This window comes from Sodalis sp. RH19, from assembly GCF_047324215.1.
GTDB lineage: Bacteria > Pseudomonadota > Gammaproteobacteria > Enterobacterales > Enterobacteriaceae > Acerihabitans.
The window spans coordinates 3,622,984-3,643,414 of record NZ_CP178734.1; the positions used below are offsets into that span (position 1 = coordinate 3,622,984).

Below are 20,431 nucleotides of genomic sequence, written 5' to 3' on the forward strand. Positions count from 1 at the left end.
TGCCTCAAATCAATCTTTCCCGCGCCAACCTTATTTAGAATTGCCATAACGACTATGCATCATTTGCTGCTAAAACAACCCGTTGGCTAATGATCCTTTACGGCATGACACGCTCTGCGCCCATGCCAACACACTATTCGGGAGCTTTATGGAGCTGCTCTGTCCCGCCGGGAACCTTCCGGCCCTCAAGGCTGCCGTCGATAACGGCGCCGACGCGGTGTATATCGGCCTGAAGGACGATACCAACGCCCGCCATTTCGCCGGCCTGAATTTTACCGACAAACGTCTGCAGGAAGCGCAGGAGTACGTGCATCGCCACGGACGAAAACTGCATATCGCCATTAATACATTTGCCCACCCTGACGGTTACGCGCGCTGGCAACGCGCCGTGGATATGGCGGCCCAGGCGGGGGCGGACGCGCTGATCCTGGCGGATCCCGCCATGCTGGAATACGCCGCCGCGCGTTATCCGCAGATTGAACGCCATGTCTCGGTGCAGGCGTCCGCCACCAACGAGGCGGCCATCCGCTTCTACCAACAGCATTTTGACGTGGCGCGGGTGGTGCTGCCGCGCGTGCTGTCGATGCATCAGGTGAAACAGCTGGCGCTTATCAGCCCGGTACCGCTGGAAGTGTTCGCCTTCGGCAGCCTGTGCATCATGGCGGAGGGGCGCTGCTATCTCTCCTCCTACCTCACGGGCGAATCGCCCAATACCGTCGGCGCCTGTTCACCGGCGCGTTTCGTGCGCTGGACGCAAACCGGCTCCGCCATGGAATCGCGTCTGAACAACGTCCTTATCGACAGCTACGGCCCGGACGAATACGCCGGCTACCCGACGTTGTGCAAGGGCCGCTATTACGTGGACGGACAGAAGTATCATACGCTGGAGGAGCCGACCAGCCTCAATACGCTGTCTTTGCTTCCCGAACTGCTGGCGGCCAATATCGCCTCGGTGAAAATCGAAGGACGGCAGCGCAGCCCCGCTTACGTCAGCCAGGTGACCAAGGTCTGGCGCCAGGCTATCGACAACTGTATCGCCAATCCCCAGGATTTTGCGCCGCTGCCCGCATGGACCGAGGCGCTGGGCGCGGTGTCCGAAGGAACGCAAACCACGCTTGGCGCCTATCATCGCCGCTGGCAGTAACAGGAGACCCGACATGAAATATGCATTGGGGCCGGTACTCTATTACTGGCCGAAACCGGATATCGAAGCCTTTTACCAGGCGGCGTGCGACAGCAGCGCCGATATCATTTATCTGGGCGAGACCATTTGCAGTAAACGCCGCGCCATGAAAACCGGCGATTGGCTGTCGCTTGCCAAAGCGGTGGCGTCCGCCGGCAAGCAGGTGGTGATTTCCACGCTGGCGCTGATTCAGGCGCCATCGGAATTAAGCGAGCTGAAACGTTATCTGGACAACGGCGAGTTTCTGCTGGAGGCGAACGATATCGGCCTGGCGCACCTCGCGGCGGAACACCGGCTGCCGTTTGTCGCCGGTCCCGCCTTGAATTGCTATAACGCCTATACCCTGCGCATCCTGCACCGCCAGGGCATGGTGCGCTGGTGTATGCCGGTGGAGCTGTCCAGGGAATGGCTGGGCAATATTCTGGCGCAATGCGACGAGCTCGGTTTTCGCGGCGGGTTTGAAGTGGAACTGTTCAGCTACGGCCACCTTCCCCTGGCCTATTCCGCCCGCTGTTTTACCGCGCGTTCGGAAAACCGGCCGAAAGACGAATGTGAAACCTGCTGCATTAAGTATCCGCAGGGGCGCGAGGTCTTGTCGCAGGAACAGCAGCGGGTATTCGTCCTCAACGGCATCCAGACCCAAAGCGGCTATTGCTATAACCTGATTAACGAACAGACCTCCATGCAAGGTATGGTGGATGTGGTACGGCTGTCGCCGCAGGGAATGGATACCCTCGCCATGCTGGAGCGTTTTAGGGCCAACCAGCAGGGACAGCAGCCCCTGGCGCTGGCGCGCGACAGGGACTGCAACGGCTACTGGCGGCGTATCGCCGGGCTGGAACTGGTGGAGTAGCGGGCGTCCCCAAGGCGTGCGCCGCGGATTCGGCGGTCGATAACCCTACAAATATTAGTAGTATCGGAAAGCGGAAAATTGGGTAATACTCATAGTTATCATTAGCCCGCAAAGCTATGGGCGACGACTGACTGTGAGTTTACTTATGATTAAACAACAACCTATCGCTTTTTCGCTGCTCGACCTGGCGCCGGTACCCCAGGGCTCCACGCCCCGGCAGGCGTTTGAATGCTCGCTTGATCTCGCCCGCCACGCCGAGGCATGGGGCTATCATCGTTACTGGGCGGCCGAGCACCACAATATGACCGGTATCGCCAGTGCCGCCACCGCGGTGCTGCTGGGCTATATCGCCGGCGGCACCACCACGCTGCGGATAGGCTCCGGCGGCGTAATGCTGCCGAACCATTCGCCGTTGGTGATTGCCGAACAGTTCGGCACGCTGGCAACCCTTTACCCCAAACGTATCGATCTGGGCCTGGGACGCGCCCCGGGCACCGATCAGCGTACCATGATTGCCCTGCGCCGCCATTTGGCCGGCGAGGTGGATAATTTCCCGCGCGACGTGCAGGAGCTGTTGGGCTATTTCGACGACGCGAAGCCGGGCCAGCCGGTGCAGGCCGTGCCGGGACAGGGATTGCATGTGCCAATCTGGCTGCTGGGCTCCAGTCTGTACAGCGCCCAGCTGGCGGCGGCATTGGGGCTGCCGTTTGCCTTCGCCTCGCATTTCGCGCCGGACCTGTTGTGGCAGGCATTGGATCTCTACCGCCGGAATTTCAAACCGTCCGCCTCCCTCGAACAGCCTTACGCCATGGTGTGCATCAATGTGGTGGCCGCCGACAGCGAACGCGACGCGCGTTTCCTGTTTACCTCCATGCAGCAGCAGTTCATTAACCTGCGCCGCGGCCGGCCCGGCCCGCTGCCGGCGCCGGTGCAGGACCTCGACGCGTTATGGTCGCAAGGCGAGCAATATGGCGTGGAACAGGCGCTGCGCATGTCGGTGGTGGGCGATCGCGATCAGGTGCGCGCCGGGCTGCAGGCGATTATCGATAAAACCGGCGCGGATGAGCTGATGATCAACGGCCAGATTTTTGATCACCAGGCCCGGCTGCGTTCGTTTGAGCTGGCGATGGCGGCGCGGTCGGCACTGACGGCGTAATCGCTTGTTAAATCCCACCTGACCCTGTCCCCCGAGCCGGGTTGCCTTCCGCCATAAAAAAACCCGCCGCAGCGGGTTTTTTTATCATTCAGCGATTATGCATCACGGCGACGCGTGGTCGGCGCGGCATCGCCTTCGCGACGCGGCCCGCGCTGGCCGTCACGGCTGCCGCTGAAACGACGTTCCGCCGGCGCGCCGCCTTCACGGCTGCCGCTGAAGCTGCGACGACCGGCGGGAGCACCGTTGCCGCCTTCACGACGTTCGCCGCCAAAGGCGCCACGCGGCGCACCGGCACCGGCACCGCCGCCACGGCGTTCACCGCGCGGCGCGGCCACTGCTTCGCCGACAAACTGCATGTTCATCGGTTTATTCAGGATGCGCGTACGGGTGAAATGCGACAGCATATCGCCCGGCATGCCTTTCGGCAGCTCAATGGTGGAGTGGGAAGCAAACAGCTTGATATTACCGATATAGCGGCTGCTGATATCGCCTTCGTTGGCAATGGCGCCCACGATATGACGTACTTCAACGCCGTCATCACGGCCCACTTCAATGCGGTACAGATCCATTTCGCCAACGTCGCGACGTTCACGGCGGGCCGGACGTTCGCCACCGCGATCGGCGCCTTCAGGGCGACGTTCGTCACGATCGCGGAACTCGCTGCGCGGACGACGATTAATGACCGGATCAGGCGGCAGGATCAGCGGGCGTTCGCCCTGGGCCATTTTCAGCAACGCGGCGGCCAGCGTTTCCATATCCAGCTCTTCCGCCGGCTGTAATTTAGCCAGCAGCGCGCGGTACATATCCAAATCGCTGCTTTCCAACTGGGCCTGGACCTTGGCGGCGAATTTAGCCAGGCGACGCTGGCTCAGGACGTCACCGGTCGGGATTTCCACTTCCGGAATGGTCAGCTTCATGATGCGTTCGATATTACGCAGCAGGCGGCGTTCGCGGTTTTCAACAAACAGCAGCGCACGGCCGGCGCGGCCCGCACGGCCGGTACGGCCGATACGGTGAACGTAGGACTCAGAATCCATCGGGATATCGTAGTTCACGACCAGGCTGATGCGATCAACATCCAGGCCGCGCGCAGCTACATCGGTGGCAATCAGGATATCGAGGCGGCCGTCCTTCAGGCGGTCCAGCGTTTGCTCACGCAACGCCTGGTTCATATCGCCGTTCAGCGCCGCGCTGTTGTAGCCGCTGTGCTCCAGCGCTTCCGCCACTTCCAGCGTGGCATTTTTGGTGCGCACGAAGATGATGGCGGCGTCAAAGTCTTCCGCTTCCAGGAAACGGACCAGCGCTTCATTCTTACGCATGCCCTGCACCGTCCAGTAGCTCTGGCTGATGTCCGGACGGGTGGTGACGCTTGATTGAATGCGCACTTCCTGCGGGTCGTTCATAAAACGACGGGTAATGCGGCGAATCGCTTCCGGCATGGTGGCCGAGAACAAGGCGGTCTGATGTTTGGCCGGGATCTGCGCCATAATGGTTTCGACATCTTCGATAAAGCCCATGCGCAGCATTTCATCGGCTTCGTCCAGCACCAGTCCGCTTAATTTGGACAGGTCGAGGGTGCCGCGTTTCAAATGGTCGAGCAAACGACCGGGCGTGCCCACCACCACCTGCGGACCCTGGCGCAGGGCGCGCAGCTGCACGTCATAACGCTGGCCGCCGTACAGCGCCACCACGTTAATGCCTTTCATGTGCTTGGCAAAATCGGAAATCGCTTCCGCGACCTGCACAGCCAGCTCACGGGTCGGCGCCAGCACCAGCACCTGCGGTACAGCCAGTTCGGCATTGATATTGTGTAATAAAGGCAGGGCAAACGCGGCGGTCTTGCCGCTCCCGGTTTGCGCCATACCCAAGACGTCGCGTCCCGCGAGCAGCTGCGGAATACATTCTAACTGGATCGGCGATGGTTTTTCATAACCCAGGTCGGTCAGGGCGTTCAGGATGGGGGTGGAAAGCCCCAGATCGGCAAAATTAATTTCTGCTTTGGTTTCAACTTCAGACATGTACACGTGCCTCATTTCATCATGGCGGCCAGTCTACATACCTCGTCGTGAAAACATTCATTCATTTTCATCAAAAGTGTGAACCGGCTCAAATTGGATTTAAAACGAACAAACAAGCCCTCACCCTTGCAGATGATAAAAAAGGTAATGGGCTGAATAGTTTAGTTCGTCAGCTATTGCTGGTCCGATTCTGATAGGTCGTCTTGCCCTTGGCCTAAGAGCGCCAATTCCAACAATGCATAGCGGTGCTCAACAAAGTTATGTACGTTGTTAGCGACCGTCAGTTTGAACAGCGCCGAAGCGGAGTTCTTGTCCCCCAGACTTAGGTAATGCTTACCTAAATAGAAGTCAGTTTCACTGAGATGCTCGGCGAGCGAAGTGTTATCCGTTGCGTCCGCCTTAAGGCGCTCCATCAGCGTAGTTTCACTGATGTCCCCCAGGTAGAACTCGACAATATTCCATCCCCATTGCCCCCTGTTCGCTTTTTTATAGCGCTGAGTCAGCGCGTCTTTGGCTTTGTTGGTATCGATTTGTTTCTCAACCAGATAAAGCCACAGCGAACGGAAAGGATCATTTGGGTCGTCGCGATAAAACGCCTGCAGATCATCCTGCGCCAAACGGTAGCGGCCTCCATAATACAAGGCAATGCCACGGTTTAAATACGCGTAGTTGTAAGTTGGATCAAGCTCTAGTACAGAATCAAACGCTTCATAGGCAGCATCAAAATTGCCTGCCTGCGTCAAATAAATGCCGAGATAGTTAAAAACCTCAGGCATATCAGGCCGGATAGCCAACGCTTGTGAAAAATCATTTCGCGCCAGCGCTCTCAACCCGAGACTATCATACAGCACTCCGCGCTCATATAATAGCTGTGCTCGTTCATCATCGGTTAGTGCCCGGCTCGCCAGGATTTGTTCCATGCGTGCCAGGATGACTTCCTGTTGTAACGTCGGCTGTAATGGCACAGCTAAAACGTCATCTTTACGCCAATCAATGTTGCTGCATCCTGCCAGCATAAACGCCATCGCAACGAACCACCAGCGCAAGTAAGGCCTCATTTCCCACTCCCGAAGAAAAACATTGGATGAACGTCCTGTCCCCCATCGGCTTAACACAAGGCGTCCCGCCCTTGTGATACGAACAGCCCCCTACCCGGTAAGGAGCTGTAAAATGCGCTAACAGTTATTCTACTCTAATTCCGTGCTGATTATTCTACTTCCGGCACAACCTGATCCTGCCCGGGCGCGGTCGCTTCCTTGATGCTCAGGCGCACACGCCCCTGGCGATCGACTTCCAGGACCTTAACCGGGACTTCCTGACCCATCTGCAGGAAGTCGGACACTTTCTCCACGCGCTTGTCGGCGATTTGCGAGATATGCACCAGACCTTCCTTGCCGCCGCCGATGGCCACAAACGCGCCAAAATCAACGATACGGGTCACTTTACCATTATAGATGCGGCCCACTTCGATTTCAGCGGTAATCTCTTCGATACGACGAATGGCATGACGGGCTTTTTCACCATCGGTCGCCGCCACCTTCACCGTACCGTCATCTTCGATTTCGATGGTGGTGCCGGTTTCTTCGGTCAGCGCGCGGATAACCGAGCCGCCTTTACCAATCACGTCCTTGATCTTGTCGGGACTGATTTTAATGGTATGGATACGCGGCGCGAACTGGGAGATATCGCCGCGCGGAAGGCTGATAGCCTGTTCCATCACGCCCAGGATATGCAACCGGGCGCCTTTGGCCTGGTTTAACGCCACCTGCATGATTTCGCGGGTGATGCCTTCAATCTTAATATCCATTTGCAGCGCGGTCACGCCTTCACGGCTGCCGGCCACCTTGAAATCCATGTCGCCAAGATGATCTTCGTCGCCCAGGATATCGGACAGGACCACAAAATTGTCGCCTTCCTTCACCAGGCCCATCGCGATGCCGGCAACGGCCGCCTTGATAGGCACCCCTGCGTCCATCAAGGCCAATGACGCGCCGCAAACGGAGGCCATGGACGAAGAACCGTTGGATTCCGTAATTTCCGATACCACACGCACGGTATACGGGAATTCACTCGCTTTAGGCATTACCGCCAGCACACCGCGTTTCGCCAGGCGGCCATGGCCGATTTCGCGACGTTTCGGCGAGCCGACCATACCGGTTTCGCCAACGCAGTACGGAGGAAAGTTATAGTGTAGCAGGAAACGGTCGGTACGCTCGCCGGTCAGCTCATCAATGTTCTGGGCGTCGCGTTCGGTGCCGAGGGTGGCGGTCACCAGCGCCTGGGTTTCGCCGCGGGTAAACAGGGCGGAGCCATGGGTGCGCGGCAGTACGCCGGTACGGATATCCAGGCCGCGGATCATGTCTTTTTCGCGACCGTCGATACGCGGTTCGCCACGCAATACGCGGCTACGGACCACGGTTTTTTCCAGGCTGCCCAGCAGTTCCTTGATGTCGCCTTCGTCGAGGGTGTCGTCCTCGGCCTGCAGCGCGGCGACCACATCGGCCTTGATGGCGTTGACCTGGGCGTAGCGCTCAAGTTTTTCCGTAATATGGTAAGCATCGCCCAGGCGGCCTTCAGCCAGTGCGGCAACGCGGCTTTGCAGCGCGGCGTTAACTTCCGGGGCATGCCATTCCCATTTCGGTTTGCCGGCTTCGGCAACCAGGGCATTGATATTGTCGATGACAATCTGCTGTTGTTCGTGGCCGAACACCACCGCGCCCAGCATTTCGTCTTCGCTTAGCAGCTGCGCTTCGGACTCAACCATCAGCACGGCGTTCGCGGTGCCGGCGACCACCAGGTCCAGACGGCTTACGGCCAGTTCGGCCATGGTCGGGTTCAGGACGTACTGGCTATCGATATAACCGACACGCGCCGCGCCGATCGGGCCGCTGAACGGAATGCCGGACAGACTGAGGGCGGCGGAAGCGCCAATCATCGCCACGATATCCGGGCTTACCTGGGGATTGACCGATACCACGGTGGCAATCACCTGGATTTCATTGAGGAAGCCTTCCGGGAACAGCGGGCGAATCGGACGGTCAATCAGACGGGAAATCAGGGTTTCGCCTTCGCTGGGACGGCCTTCGCGACGGAAGAAGCCACCCGGGAAACGCCCGGCGGCATACGTTCTTTCCTGGTAGTTCACGGTCAGCGGGAAAAAACTCTGTCCCGGCTTGGCCTGCTTGGCCCCGACCACGGTAACGAATACCGCGGTGTCGTCCATGCTGACCATCACGGCGGCGGTCGCCTGGCGAGCCATCATACCGGTTTCGAGGGTGACGGTATGTTGGCCGTATTGAAACTTGCGCACGATCGGATTTAGCAAAATGATATCCTTTTTCAGGGTGAGCATAATCAGAAAAACTCACCGATGACTAACCCATCTTCTTATCGCATCCTCGCGACTAATGACAATCCTTACCCTGCGGATAAAGTCTCTCATTAGCCGCGCGTATGTCAGCAATTGAAGAATCTACTTAAGCAACAACGCATTACCGGGAAAGGTTATTGCTCCCTAGAAGAAAGGGGCCACATAAGGCCCCTTTCTACCGAAACTGTCTGGCTTAGCGACGCAGGCCCAGGCGCTCGATCAGGCCGGTGTAACGTGCGACATCTTTACCTTTCAGGTAGTCAAGCAGCTTACGACGCTGTGAAACCATACGCAGCAGGCCACGACGGCTGTGGTGATCTTTTTTATGTTCCGCAAAATGGCCTTGCAAATGGCTGATTTGAGCGGTCAAAAGAGCAACCTGTACTTCGGTGGAACCGCTATCGTTGGCATCACGGCCGAAATCAGTAACAATTTTAGCTTTCGCTTCAACACTTAGAGACATTATAACACTCCAGATTTATTGTGAAATACACAGGCGCCGATCTCTAATTCAGCAACCCCATTCATAAGCCGCGCTATTCTACTCTTAGCGCACCCCGATCGCAAGGCGCGCACTCAATCAAACGCGCGGTTCGGCCACCAGCCGCCGGGGGGCGACCAGGCCGGTTTCGGTGATTTCCCCCACGCCGAAAAAGCGCCGTTCCACCCCTTCGGTCAACCGGACCATACCCGTCCGCGCCGCATCGGCCGTGGCGACCGTTTGGCCCATTCTGACCAGGCCGGCGGCGGCCGGCGGCAAATTGAGCTCGGGCATATCATCCACCGCGCTGTCCATCGGCAGCAGCAGGCTGTCAAGCGCGGCGAGGGTGGCCGGCGCCAGCGGATCGGCGGCGGCCAGCGCCTGCAACTGTTCCAGCGTGACCATGCGCTCCGCGGGATAACGCGCCACCGCCAGGCGGCGCAGGACAATCACATGGGCGCCGCAGCCCAGCATTTCGCCCAGATCGTCGACGATCGTGCGGATATAGGTGCCTTTCGAGCAATGGATTTCCAGCTCGACGCTATCCTGATCCCAGCGGATCAACTCCAGCGCATACAGGGTAATCAAACGCGTGGGACGGGGTACATCTATTCCCTGGCGCGCATATTCATACAGCGGTTTGCCCTGGTATTTCAGCGCCGAATACATCGAGGGCGTTTGCGGCGTTTCGCCGCGAAAGCGCGCCAGGGCCTGCTCCAGCCGGACCTGATCGATTGCCACCGGGCGCTCGCTGATGATAGTGCCCTCGGCATCGGAGGTATCGGTGCGCTGGCCCAGCCGGGCCACCACCCGGTAGCGCTTGTCCGCATCAAGCAGATGCTGGGAGAATTTAGTCGCTTCCCCCAGGCAAATGGGCAGCATACCGGTGGCGAGCGGATCCAGCGCGCCGGTGTGCCCGGCTTTATTGGCGTGGAACAGCCGCTTAACTTTTTGCAGCAAATCGTTGGAGGAGAGGCCCATCCCCTTGTCCAGCAATACGATGCCGTCAATATCGCGGCCGCGACGACTTGGGCGGCCCATCAGTCTTCCTTGCCCTCGCCGCCCTCGTCGGGTTCGGCTTCGCTGCGGCGGGCGCGATCTTTTTGCACCACCTGGCTGACCAGGTTGGACATGCGCATGCCTTCCACCAGCGAGTTATCGTAGGAGAAGGTCAGTTCCGGCACGACGCGCAGGCGCATGGCCTTGCCCAGCAGGCTGCGGATAAACCCGGAGGCGTCCTGCAGCGCGGTGATGCCGATTTTTATCTGCTGTGGTTCGTTATCATTAAGGAAGGTCACGAACACCTTGGCGTAGGCCAGGTCGCGCGACACTTCCACGCCGGAGACGGTGGCCATGCCGACGCGGGGGTCCTTGATTTCGCGCTGCAGGATGATGGCAATTTCTTTTTGCATTTCCTGGGCGACGCGCTGGGTTCGGCTATATTCTTTTGCCATTATAATTTCTCCAGACAAAACAGGGGGCATAAGCCCCCTTGCATCAATAAATGTTCGCGGCGGTTTACTCGATGGTGCGTTGAATCTCGATGGTTTCGAAGACTTCAATCACATCACCCGGACGGACATCGTTGTAGTTCTTCACGCCGATACCACATTCCATGCCGTTGCGCACTTCGTTGACGTCATCCTTGAAGCGGCGCAGGGATTCCAGCTCGCCTTCGTAGATCACGACGTTGTCGCGCAGCACGCGGATACGGTTGTGACGCTTCACCACGCCTTCCGTCACCATACAACCGGCGATGGCGCCGAACTTCGGCGAGCGGAACACATCGCGCACTTCGGCCAGGCCGATGATTTCCTGGCGATATTCCGGGGCCAGCATACCGCTCATGGCCTGTTTGACTTCATCAATCAGGTCATAGATAACCGAGTAGTAGCGCAGGTCCAGGCTTTCCGCTTCAACCACCCGGCGGGCGGAGGCATCGGCACGAACGTTGAAGCCCAGGATGATGGCGTTGGACGCCGCGGCCAGGGTGGCATCGGTTTCGGTGATGCCGCCGACGCCGGAGCCGACAATCTTGACCTTAACCTCAGCGGTGGACAAGGCTTCGAGAGCATCGCAAATCGCTTCGGTGGAGCCCTGAACGTCGGCTTTCAGCACGATATTCAGCTCGGAGACTTCGCCTTCGGTCATATTGGCGAACATATTCTCCAGCTTGGACTTCTGCTGGCGCGCCAGTTTGACTTCGCGGAATTTGCCCTGACGGTATAAGGCCACTTCCCGCGCTTTCTTCTCGTCACGCACCACCGTGGCTTCATCACCCGCGGCGGGCACGCCGGACAGGCCGAGGATCTCTACCGGGATGGAGGGGCCGGCCGAGGAGACTTCACGTCCCAACTCGTCGCGCATCGCGCGCACACGGCCGTACTCAAAGCCGCACAGGACGATATCGCCTTTATTGAGCGTGCCTTCGCGCACCAGTACGGTCGCAACCGGGCCGCGGCCCTTATCCAGGAAGGATTCAATCACCGCGCCGCTGGCCATGCCGTTGCGGATGGCTTTAAGCTCCAGCACTTCGGCCTGCAGCAGGATAGCGTCAAGCAGTTCGTCGATACCGACGCCGGATTTCGCCGACACGTTGACGAACTGGCTTTCGCCGCCCCATTCTTCCGGGATCACGCCGTACTGGGTTAACTCGTTCTTCACCCGATCCGGATCGGCTTCGGGTTTGTCGATTTTATTCACCGCCACCACGACCGGCACCTTCGCCGCCTTGGCGTGCTGAATGGCCTCGATGGTCTGCGGCATCACGCCGTCGTCAGCGGCCACGACCAGCACCACGATATCCGTCGCCTGGGCGCCGCGCGCACGCATGGCGGTAAACGCCGCATGTCCGGGGGTATCCAGGAAAGTGATCATGCCATTCTCGGTTTCCACATGGTAGGCGCCGATATGCTGGGTGATGCCGCCGGCTTCGCCTGCCGCCACTTTCGTGGAGCGGATATAGTCGAGCAACGAGGTCTTACCATGGTCGACGTGACCCATAATGGTCACCACCGGCGCGCGGGGTTCGGCCGCCGCGTCGATATCGCGGTCGCTCATCACCATTTCTTCGAGTTCATTCTCGCGGCGCAGGATAACTTTATGGCCCATTTCCTCGGCCACCAGCTGCGCGGTTTCCTGATCGATAACCTGGTTGATGGTCGCCATGGCGCCGAGTTTCATCATCGCCTTGATAACCTGGGAACCTTTCACCGCCATTTTATTGGCCAGTTCGGCAACGGTGACGGTTTCGCCAATCACCACATCGCGGTTAACGATCTGGGCGGGCTTATTAAAGCTCTGCTGCAGCGTGCTTGGCTTGCGCTTGCCTTTACGGCCCACGGCGCGCGCTTCTTCACGGTCGGCCTTGGATTCGGACAGACGGCTGGTCTTTTTCTGTTTGGTCGCCTTGCCGCCGCGCGTGCGGGCGCGACGCTCACCTTCGACCTTACGGTCGTTTTCATCTTCCGCCTCGCGGGCGTGATGAGAGGTGGTGACGTGATAGTCACTGGCATCTTCTTCCGTCGGTTCCGGCGTGGCAACCCAGGTGCCGCCGTTTTCTTCCGCCATCCGCTTGGCTTCTTCGACGGCGAGGCGTGCACTTTCTTCAACCTTGCGACGCGTTTCCTCTTCCGCTTTACGTCTAAGCTCAGCGGCCTCGGCTTCACGGCGGGCTTTTTCGACCGCCTGTGGTGACTTAGTCATATTATTGGTCTGCTGGTTGGTCAATTTTTCACTTTCCGCTGCCACACGCTTCGCTGTATCAGCGGCCTCACGTTTGGCTTTATCGTCGGCCGCACGTTTTGCTTTTTCTTCGGCTTCATGCTTGGCTTTTTCAGCGGCTTCATGCGCAGCACGCTCTTCAGCCTCACGAAGGGCCAGTTCTTCCGCTTCACGTTTAGCCAGCTCTTCCGCTTCCGCCTGTTCGGCGGACTGGGGATCGCGTTGCACGTACGTGCGTTTCTTGCGGACTTCTATTTGCACCGATTTACTTTTACCGCCTGTACTCGGAATATTCAAGGTACTGCGGGTTTTACGCTGTAAAGTGAGTTTATTCGGCGCGCTGCCCCGCTCACGGTTCAGGTGCGCTAATAACGTTTGTTTTTCATGCTGGGTCACAGAATCGGCTTCGGTCTTGTCGATACCAGCATCAGCAAACTGCTGTACCAGGCGATCGACCGGAGTCTGAATTTCTGCGGCGAGCGATTTTACGGTTACATCTGTCATGCTGTTCCTTTCCTGCTACAGTTTATTACGCGTTGTCGCCAAACCAACAGATATTGCGCGCGGCCATAATCAGCTCACCGGCTTTTTCACTACTCAGCCCTTCAATATCTGACAGGTCATCGACACCCTGTTCGGCAAGATCTTCCAGCGTACAAACACCGCGCTCCGCCAGCTTGAACGCCATTTCGCGCTCAAGCTCCGGTAGACTTAACAGGTCTTCAGCCGGCTTGCCCCCGCCGCGATTCTCTTCCTGCGCCAGGGCGAGCGTGGTCAGGGCGTTTTTCGCCCGCTCACGCAACGCTTCTACCATTTCTTCATCAAGCCCTTCGATTTCCAGCAGTTCCTTCATTGGGACATACGCGAGTTCTTCCAATGAGGAAAAGCCTTCTTCAACCAGTACCGTGGCGAATTCTTCATCAATGTCCAGATACTTGGTGAAGATATCGATGGCGGCATGGGCTTCGGCCTGATGTTTCTCCTGCAGATCCTCGACGGTCATCACGTTCAGCTCCCAGCCGCTTAGCTGCGAGGCCAGGCGGACGTTCTGCCCGTTACGGCCGATGGCCTGGGCCAGGTTGCCGGATTCCACCGCGATATCCATCTGGTGCTTGTCTTCATCGACCACGATGGAGGCCACGTCGGCCGGGGCCATGGCGTTGATGACAAACTGCGCCGGATTATCATCCCAGAGGATGATATCGATACGTTCGCCGCCCAATTCGCTGGACACCGCCTGTACGCGCGCGCCGCGCATACCGACACAGGCGCCGACCGGATCGATACGCTTGTCGTTGGTTTTCACGGCGATTTTAGCCCGTGAACCCGGATCGCGGGCGGCGGCCTTGATCTCAATGACCTCTTCGCCGATTTCCGGTACTTCGATACGGAATAATTCTATCAGCATTTCTGGGCGGGAACGGCTCACAAACAGCTGGGCGCCGCGTGCTTCCGGACGTACTGAATAAAGAACACCGCGGATACGATCGCCGGGGCGGAAGTTCTCGCGCGGCAGCATATCTTCACGGCCAATCACCGCTTCGGCGTTGCTGCCCAAATCGAGGCTGATATTGTCGCGATTGACTTTTTTCACTACGCCGGTGACGATTTCGCCTTCATGCTGGCGGAACTGATCCACGACCATGGCGCGTTCGGCTTCACGCACTTTCTGGACGATAACCTGTTTAGCGGTTTGGGTCGTGATGCGGTCAAATACCACGGATTCAATTTCGTCCTCGACGTAACCGCCTAATACGGCCGCCGGATCTTCAAACTGCGCCGCGTCAAAGGTGATTTCGCGCGTCGGCTGCGTGACTTCATTCACGATGACCCAACGGCGAAAGGTTTCGAAATCGCCGGTTTTCCGATCGATATTGACACGAACCTCAATCTCTTGCTCGTATTTTTTCTTTGTTGCCGTAGCCAGTGCAGTTTCCAGCGCTTCAAAAATTTTTTCGCGCGGAACCGCTTTCTCATTGGAAACTGCTTCAACAACAGCCAGAATTTCTTTATTCATCCTAGTTGCCTCATTAAAACGTTAAAAGTGGGGTACCAGGTTCGCTTTCTGGATGTTGCTTAAAGCGAACACTTCATCTTTTCCTTCCACCGTCACCGTGATCATTTCGCCGTCAACCGTTTTAATGATTCCCTGCCATTTGCGACGGTTTTGCACCGCAATGCGCAAAACCACGCTGACTTCTTCACCGATGAACTGCGTATAATGCGCGGCGGCGAATAACGGACGATCGAGGCCCGGAGAAGACACCTCGAGGCTGTAGGCCACTTGGATCGGATCCTCGACGTCGAGCACCGCGCTGACCTGGCGGCTGACATCAGCACAATCATCGACGGTGATACCCTTGTCACTATCAATATAGATGCGTAACGTTGACTGCCGGCCCCGGATGAATTCTATGCCTACCAGCTCATAGCCCAAGGCTTCCACCGGTGCGGCGATCATCTCAGTCAATTTTTGTTCTAATGTGGACAAGCCCACCCCCAAGACATAAAAAAAGGGCTAAAAAGCCCAGTATTTCTGTAGTTTAATAACAAAAAACCCCGAAAATTCGGGGCTTTTTGCGACTGGGACCCTGTAAGCCGCAAAGCGGCTTTACAACATTCCATAGAATCTTTTTTCAAACGCCGCTGCGATATCAAACAGTATAACGTACTGGGCAGTATATTTGAAAAAGAACTCTAAGGGAAAGTGGTTGCGGGGGCCGGATTTGAACCGACGACCTTCGGGTTATGAGCCCGACGAGCTACCAGGCTGCTCCACCCCGCGTCTGAAAACGTTGCAAATATTACGCCGATAACCATAAAAAAGCAAGTTATCATTACATAACAAACGGTAACGTTGAGCAAAAGATCCCGCCAATCTCATGTATTTACGGCCTTTTAAGGGCCATAGCGTTTTTTTCCTAGCGGAAAATGACGCCGGCAAACCACCGATACTGCAACGCCTGGTAGAAACCGCACGCGGCTGACGTTAGCGATTGGGGAGGCAGAGTATTTCATAACACCGGCGGTCGGGCAAGCCTTCTTTCAGCGCGCGCCGACATCCGGTGATGGGAAGAGAGCGTCAACCCGCGGGCGAAAAGCACAGCGCGCGCGGCTATGCTTTTCCCGGCCAACCATCACAGGCAATACCGCGAGAGTCATGGCTTATCAAATAGCTTGCGCAGCTCTGCCACGCTCTTGCCGGCATCGTGGACCGTTGGTCCCGCGCGCCCAACCGGCGCATTAACGGCGCCGTTATTAACGCCCCCGGCAATGGTGGACTCAGTACCCGCCGTCCGGTCTGGAACCGCCACTGACCTGGCGTTGCTAAGCCATGGCGGACGCGGCGGGACCACCGGCTTTTCAGGCGCGCGCGCCGCAAAAGCCGGTTCGCCGGGCGGCGTGACGTTCCGGTTAAGCGCCGCAGGGGTAAACCAGGGCTTATAGGTATCCGTTCTGGGGTCATATGCCACCAGGCTATTGATCGCCGATTCGTACTTCGGCGTTACCAATGCCTTCCTCACCGACGGTTGGTTCAACTGGTCAGCGATAAGCTGCGCGGTGCGCATCTTCACGACGTTGAGCTTGTCGTTCACGGTCATTATTGCGCATAACTCAGCCAGGCTGCCGAAGATTGCTTTGGGATCCTGCAAAACCTCCCTTAGCGCGCCGAGTACCTCGCCGCTGTGGCTATCCCGGCTATCCAGGGTCAGCCCGGTAATGGTCATCGCGGTACCCGGGATAGTCTCCGGCTGTATGAAGCTAATGGTGTGTCCGGTAATCTTGATATTGCCGGAGGCAAAAAGGGGACTGCCGGGGTTATTGATTAAATAGTCCCTGATTTCTTTACCATTGACTGCCAGTGAATCGCCGTCATTCAGCAAGGGGCCGATAACATGGTCAGGCCGCACGGTCCTATAGACCGGCTTGGTGAGCATATCCCTAACGCTTGCATGGGAAGAGCGGCGCGCGGCGGCGGCTATCCTCTTGCCGGCGATGGCGAGTTTATCCAACAGACGCGCCATGCCATGTCCAACCGCCCAGGATGTTTGTTTAATACCGGAGCGCAGCGTCAGCAGTGAATTCTTTGCCCCGGAGAGTTTACCGACAAACGCGGAACCCATGTTTTTTAGCGCCCGCCCGGCGGCGGCGGTGTCGATTTTATCTTGCTCAGTGCGCGTTAACCGCTCTTGCCAACCCCTGTATTCCGGGGGCTGTTGCCCTGGCGTAAAGGATACTGTTGTCATTTTACTCCCCCACTTTTTCATTAAATGCTCGGATGCATTTTGGCGACAATACTCTTGGCGCGATCCGCCATCCCGGCCCAAAGCCGGCCATGTAAAATTATTTCGCTGCTAATTTCTCATATCGCATGGGCGTATAATTGTATAAATCGCTTATGGTCAAAGGAATGCCGGCACGGGAAAGAGGGGTGTCATTCAAGGGGGAAGATTAGGGTAACATCGAATTGAAGAAGGGTAAGCCTGTTTGCCCGCCGGTTTGACGGTGCTTAAAAAGCAAAAAGACGTCCAGCGACGTCTTCTATTTAAACTTGGTACCGAGGACGGGACTTGAACCCGTAAGCCCAATCGGGCACTACCACCTCAAGGTAGCGTGTCTACCAATTCCACCACCTCGGCACTGATTTTTTCACATCCGCTGCATTGCGCAACCAGTTATCTTTTTATCCGGCTGGTTACCGGTTATTTTCAGGTATTACTTAACGCCGGGACGCTATTGTGAGATACCGGCATTTCTGCACACCGACATCTCTGGACACCCGCACTTGGGCATACCAGCATTTGCTCACTCCGGCGTGTTTCTTTTCGCCCGTCGCTTCAGATAAAACGGTACCTATTACTGCGGGATATCGTTATTCGGTTTCGCCGGCGCTTCGGACGGTGCCTTTTGCGCTTGCGGAGCCTGGTTCAAATTATCCCACTCGCTGCCTTTCTGGCTGTGGCTGCCGCTAAGGTTGCCCAACACCAGACTGAGGATAAAAAACAGCGTTGCCAGCACGGCCGTCACACGGGTCATGAAGTTACCGGAACCGCTCGAACCGAACAGGGTCGCGGAAGCGCCTGCGCCGAAAGAGGCCCCCATATCAGCACCTTTACCTTGTTGCAGCATAATCAGCGCAACCAGCCCGACAGCTATCAACAGGAATATGACTAACAGAGCTTCGTACATAATCTTTTCAGTATCCTTGCGGGTTAAACCGCGCGTTAGGCTATGGCCCCAATCCGGTTGTCACAATCTCCGACTGGAGCGGGTGTGAATACTAACTAAAGCCGTTAAGTCGTGCAAGGGCAAATTGCGGCTAACGCGCTGATTGCGGAAAAAAACGTCATCCGCGCAGCGGGAAGCGCGCTTGCCCGCGCGCCATGCCGCTTAATCCGCCGCTTTTACCGCATCGGCAATAAGATGCGCCAGGCGGTTAACCTGTTCCGCGTCCTCCCCCTCCACCATAACCCGGATCAGGGGTTCGGTACCGGATTTACGCAGCAGCACCCGGCCCCGCCCCGCCAGGGCTATTTCGACGTCCGCCTGCGCCTGTTTTACCGCCGCCGATTCCAGCGGGTCGCCGATGCCGGCAAAGCGCACATTCACCAGGATTTGCGGCAGCAGACGCATGCCGCTGCACAGATCGTGCAGGGTCATATGATTGCCCACCATGGCGGAGAGAACCTGCAATCCGGCGATAATGCCGTCGCCGGTGGTGGTCTTATCCAGCAGGATCACGTGGCCGGAATTTTCCGCGCCGATGCGCCAGCCCTTCTCCTGCATTTTCTCCAGCACGTAACGGTCGCCTACCTTGGCGCGCACAAACGGGATACCCAACTGCCTAAGCGCCAGTTCCAGCCCCATATTGCTCATCAGCGTACCCACCACGCCGCCGCTGAGCTGGCCCTGGCGCAGTTTTTCCCGGGCGATGATATAGAGGATCTGATCCCCGTCCACCTTGTTGCCCAGGTGGTCGATCATAATCACCCGATCGCCGTCGCCGTCATAAGCAATGCCAAGATCGGCCTTGTCTTCCAGCACGCGCCGCTGCAACAGGCGCACGTCGGTGGCGCCGCACTCCTGGTTGATATTCATGCCGTCCGGCTGGCAGCCTATGGCCACCACCTGCGCCCCCAGTTCGCGCAGCACGCTGGGGGCGATGTGGTAAGTGGCGCCGTTGGCGCAATCCACCACGATTTTTAATCCCTTCAGGCTGCTGTTGCTGGGAAACGTGCCTTTGCAGAACTCGATATAGCGGCCCGCCGCGTCGACAATGCGGCTTGCCTTGCCCAGCTCGGCGCTTTCCACACAGGTCAGGTTTTTTTCCAGCTCGGCTTCGATGGCCTCCTCCACCGCATCCGGCAGCTTGGTGCCGTCGATGGAGAAAAATTTGATGCCGTTGTCGTAATAGGGATTATGGGAGGCGGAAATGACAATGCCCGCTTCCGCCCGGAAGGTACGGGTCAGGTAGGCAATGGCCGGGGTGGGCATCGGCCCGGTAAAGGCGGCGGACAATCCCGCCGCGGCCAGTCCCGCCTCCAGCGCCGACTCCAGCATATATCCCGAAATGCGCGTGTCCTTGCCGATAATGATTTTACGCGAACCATGTCGCGCCAGTACCTTGCCCGCCGCCCATCCCAGCTTCAGCACAAAATCAGGGGTAATGGGGCTTTCGCCGACCTTGCCGCGAATACCGTCGGTGCCAAAGTATTTATGGTTACTCATACAAATAGTGATTCCTTCGCTAAAAGAGTCGCGGTGACGATTTGCATCGCCTCGACGGTTGCCTTGACATCGTGGACGCGAATTATCTGCGCGCCCTGCATGGCGGCAATCACCGCGCAGGCCACGCTGCCGATAACGCGTTGTTCCGCGGGCGCCTGGGTAAGTTGGCCTATCATGGATTTGCGCGACATCCCCACCAGGAGCGGCAGGCCGAAATGATGGTAATCCCCCACCCGGGCCAGAAGGCGGTAATTATGCGCCAAATCCTTGCCGAAACCGAAACCCGGATCGAGCAATAGCTTGTTTTTCGGGATTCCCGCCGCCACGCAGTCGGCGATACGCCCGGCGAAAAAGCGATCTACCTCCGCCAGGACATCGTCATAATGCGGCGCCTGCTGCATGGATCGCGGTTCACCCTGCATGTGCATCAGGCAAACCGGCAGTCCGCTGTCGCGGGCCACCTCCAGGGCGCCAGGATCGCGCAGGGCGCGGATATCGTTTATCAAATGGGCGCCCGCCGCCGCGCTCTCGCGCATCACCAGCGCGCGCGAGGTATCCACCGAGATTGCCACATCCAGCCGCTGCGCCAGCGCGCTGACGACCGGCAGCACGCGGTCAGCCTCTTCCTGGTCGCTTACCGGGGCGGCGCCGGGCCGGGTGGATTCCCCGCCGATATCAATCAGCGTCGCGCCGGCCGCAACCATGGCCTGCGCATGGGCCAGCGCCGCGTCAAGCCGGCGATACTTGCCGCCGTCGGAAAAGGAGTCCGGCGTGACGTTCAGGATCCCCATCACCTGCGGGGAACCCAGATCGAGTACGCGCTGGCCAAGCTGAAGTTGCATACGATTTTCTCCTTTGAGCAATACGTGGTGCGAATCGGCGTCCTGGCGTCATCGTCGTTAAAAACGTAATGGGAAG

16 protein-coding genes and 2 tRNA genes are annotated in these 20,431 nt (G+C 57.9%); 3 read left to right on the top strand and 15 right to left on the bottom strand.

The annotated features are described in order from the left end of the window. The first annotated feature begins 148 nt into the window (after positions 1-148). From ubiU to ACL2XF_RS16435, 3 genes are all read left to right on the top strand, one after another. Positions 149-1,144, top strand: a complete 996-nt coding sequence (ubiU, locus tag ACL2XF_RS16425) for a ubiquinone anaerobic biosynthesis protein UbiU (RefSeq protein WP_413727178.1) — start codon at positions 149-151, stop codon at positions 1,142-1,144. Positions 1,145-1,157: 13 nt separating this feature from the next. Continuing rightward, positions 1,158-2,036, top strand: a complete 879-nt coding sequence (locus ACL2XF_RS16430) for a U32 family peptidase (protein ID WP_410016503.1) — start codon at positions 1,158-1,160, stop codon at positions 2,034-2,036. 145 nt (positions 2,037-2,181) lie between these two features. After that, complete coding sequence (locus ACL2XF_RS16435) at positions 2,182-3,192, top strand: luciferase-like monooxygenase (protein ID WP_410016504.1); 1,011 nt, start codon at positions 2,182-2,184, stop codon at positions 3,190-3,192. A 95-nt stretch (positions 3,193-3,287) separates the two neighbouring features. On the opposite strand, the gene ACL2XF_RS16440 is transcribed toward ACL2XF_RS16435, so the two are convergent. From ACL2XF_RS16440 to folP, 15 genes are all read right to left on the bottom strand, one after another. Further along, entirely contained in the window at positions 3,288-5,210 is a 1,923-nt protein-coding gene (locus ACL2XF_RS16440) for a DEAD/DEAH family ATP-dependent RNA helicase (RefSeq protein ID WP_413727180.1), read from the bottom strand. A 173-nt stretch (positions 5,211-5,383) separates the two neighbouring features. After that, entirely contained in the window at positions 5,384-6,268 is an 885-nt protein-coding gene (gene nlpI, locus ACL2XF_RS16445) for a lipoprotein NlpI (RefSeq protein ID WP_410016506.1), read from the bottom strand. Positions 6,269-6,417: 149 nt separating this feature from the next. Continuing rightward, on the bottom strand, positions 6,418-8,535 hold the full coding sequence (gene pnp / locus ACL2XF_RS16450; RefSeq protein WP_410016507.1) for a polyribonucleotide nucleotidyltransferase: 2,118 nt from the start codon (positions 8,533-8,535) through the stop codon (positions 6,418-6,420). A gap of 238 nt (positions 8,536-8,773) precedes the next feature. Next, positions 8,774-9,043: a 30S ribosomal protein S15 gene (gene rpsO, locus ACL2XF_RS16455; protein ID WP_331123068.1), complete on the bottom strand. Its 270-nt coding sequence runs from the start codon at positions 9,041-9,043 to the stop codon at positions 8,774-8,776. Between the two features lie 117 nt (positions 9,044-9,160). Beyond that, entirely contained in the window at positions 9,161-10,102 is a 942-nt protein-coding gene (gene truB / locus ACL2XF_RS16460; RefSeq protein ID WP_413722094.1) for a tRNA pseudouridine(55) synthase TruB, read from the bottom strand. Further along, positions 10,102-10,515 (bottom strand): 30S ribosome-binding factor RbfA, encoded by a 414-nt coding sequence (rbfA, locus tag ACL2XF_RS16465; RefSeq protein ID WP_410016509.1) that lies wholly within the window; start codon positions 10,513-10,515, stop codon positions 10,102-10,104. The genes truB and rbfA overlap by 1 nt, the downstream gene beginning before the upstream one ends. A 64-nt stretch (positions 10,516-10,579) precedes the next feature. After that, positions 10,580-13,288: a translation initiation factor IF-2 gene (infB, locus tag ACL2XF_RS16470; protein WP_410016510.1), complete on the bottom strand. Its 2,709-nt coding sequence runs from the start codon at positions 13,286-13,288 to the stop codon at positions 10,580-10,582. Positions 13,289-13,313: 25 nt separating this feature from the next. Continuing rightward, on the bottom strand, positions 13,314-14,801 hold the full coding sequence (nusA, locus tag ACL2XF_RS16475; RefSeq protein ID WP_410016511.1) for a transcription termination factor NusA: 1,488 nt from the start codon (positions 14,799-14,801) through the stop codon (positions 13,314-13,316). A gap of 21 nt (positions 14,802-14,822) precedes the next feature. Further along, entirely contained in the window at positions 14,823-15,275 is a 453-nt protein-coding gene (gene rimP / locus ACL2XF_RS16480) for a ribosome maturation factor RimP (RefSeq protein ID WP_410016512.1), read from the bottom strand. A gap of 217 nt (positions 15,276-15,492) precedes the next feature. Continuing rightward, positions 15,493-15,569: transfer RNA gene (locus tag ACL2XF_RS16485), tRNA-Met, on the bottom strand. 373 nt (positions 15,570-15,942) lie between these two features. Continuing rightward, positions 15,943-17,031, bottom strand: coding sequence for a hypothetical protein (locus ACL2XF_RS16490; RefSeq protein ID WP_413727181.1), 1,089 nt, complete (start codon positions 17,029-17,031; stop codon positions 15,943-15,945). 306 nt (positions 17,032-17,337) lie between these two features. Beyond that, a tRNA-Leu gene (locus ACL2XF_RS16495) sits at positions 17,338-17,424 on the bottom strand. Between the two features lie 217 nt (positions 17,425-17,641). After that, positions 17,642-17,974 carry a preprotein translocase subunit SecG gene (secG, locus tag ACL2XF_RS16500; protein WP_410016515.1) on the bottom strand — a complete coding sequence of 111 codons (333 nt, stop codon included), beginning with the start codon at positions 17,972-17,974 and terminating at the stop codon, positions 17,642-17,644. A gap of 201 nt (positions 17,975-18,175) precedes the next feature. Beyond that, a complete protein-coding gene (gene glmM, locus ACL2XF_RS16505; protein ID WP_410016516.1) occupies positions 18,176-19,513 on the bottom strand; it encodes a phosphoglucosamine mutase in 1,338 nt (445 codons plus the stop codon). Then, positions 19,510-20,355: a dihydropteroate synthase gene (folP, locus tag ACL2XF_RS16510; protein WP_413727182.1), complete on the bottom strand. Its 846-nt coding sequence runs from the start codon at positions 20,353-20,355 to the stop codon at positions 19,510-19,512. Before folP ends, glmM begins: the two co-directional genes overlap by 4 nt. Positions 20,356-20,431: the final 76 nt, after the last annotated feature.

Coding starts and splice junctions, on each gene's coding strand:
- nlpI (WP_410016506.1), bottom strand. CDS start 6,268: ATGAGGCCTTACTTGCGCTGGTGGTTCGTTGCGATGGCGTTTATGCTG.
- glmM (WP_410016516.1), bottom strand. CDS start 19,513: ATGAGTAACCATAAATACTTTGGCACCGACGGTATTCGCGGCAAGGTC.
- ACL2XF_RS16430 (WP_410016503.1), top strand. CDS start 1,158: ATGAAATATGCATTGGGGCCGGTACTCTATTACTGGCCGAAACCGGAT.
- ACL2XF_RS16440 (WP_413727180.1), bottom strand. CDS start 5,210: ATGTCTGAAGTTGAAACCAAAGCAGAAATTAATTTTGCCGATCTGGGG.
- infB (WP_410016510.1), bottom strand. CDS start 13,288: ATGACAGATGTAACCGTAAAATCGCTCGCCGCAGAAATTCAGACTCCG.
- secG (WP_410016515.1), bottom strand. CDS start 17,974: ATGTACGAAGCTCTGTTAGTCATATTCCTGTTGATAGCTGTCGGGCTG.
- ACL2XF_RS16490 (WP_413727181.1), bottom strand. CDS start 17,031: ATGACAACAGTATCCTTTACGCCAGGGCAACAGCCCCCGGAATACAGG.
- ACL2XF_RS16435 (WP_410016504.1), top strand. CDS start 2,182: ATGATTAAACAACAACCTATCGCTTTTTCGCTGCTCGACCTGGCGCCG.
- ubiU (WP_413727178.1), top strand. CDS start 149: ATGGAGCTGCTCTGTCCCGCCGGGAACCTTCCGGCCCTCAAGGCTGCC.
- rbfA (WP_410016509.1), bottom strand. CDS start 10,515: ATGGCAAAAGAATATAGCCGAACCCAGCGCGTCGCCCAGGAAATGCAA.
- truB (WP_413722094.1), bottom strand. CDS start 10,102: ATGGGCCGCCCAAGTCGTCGCGGCCGCGATATTGACGGCATCGTATTG.
- folP (WP_413727182.1), bottom strand. CDS start 20,355: ATGCAACTTCAGCTTGGCCAGCGCGTACTCGATCTGGGTTCCCCGCAG.
- nusA (WP_410016511.1), bottom strand. CDS start 14,801: ATGAATAAAGAAATTCTGGCTGTTGTTGAAGCAGTTTCCAATGAGAAA.
- rpsO (WP_331123068.1), bottom strand. CDS start 9,043: ATGTCTCTAAGTGTTGAAGCGAAAGCTAAAATTGTTACTGATTTCGGC.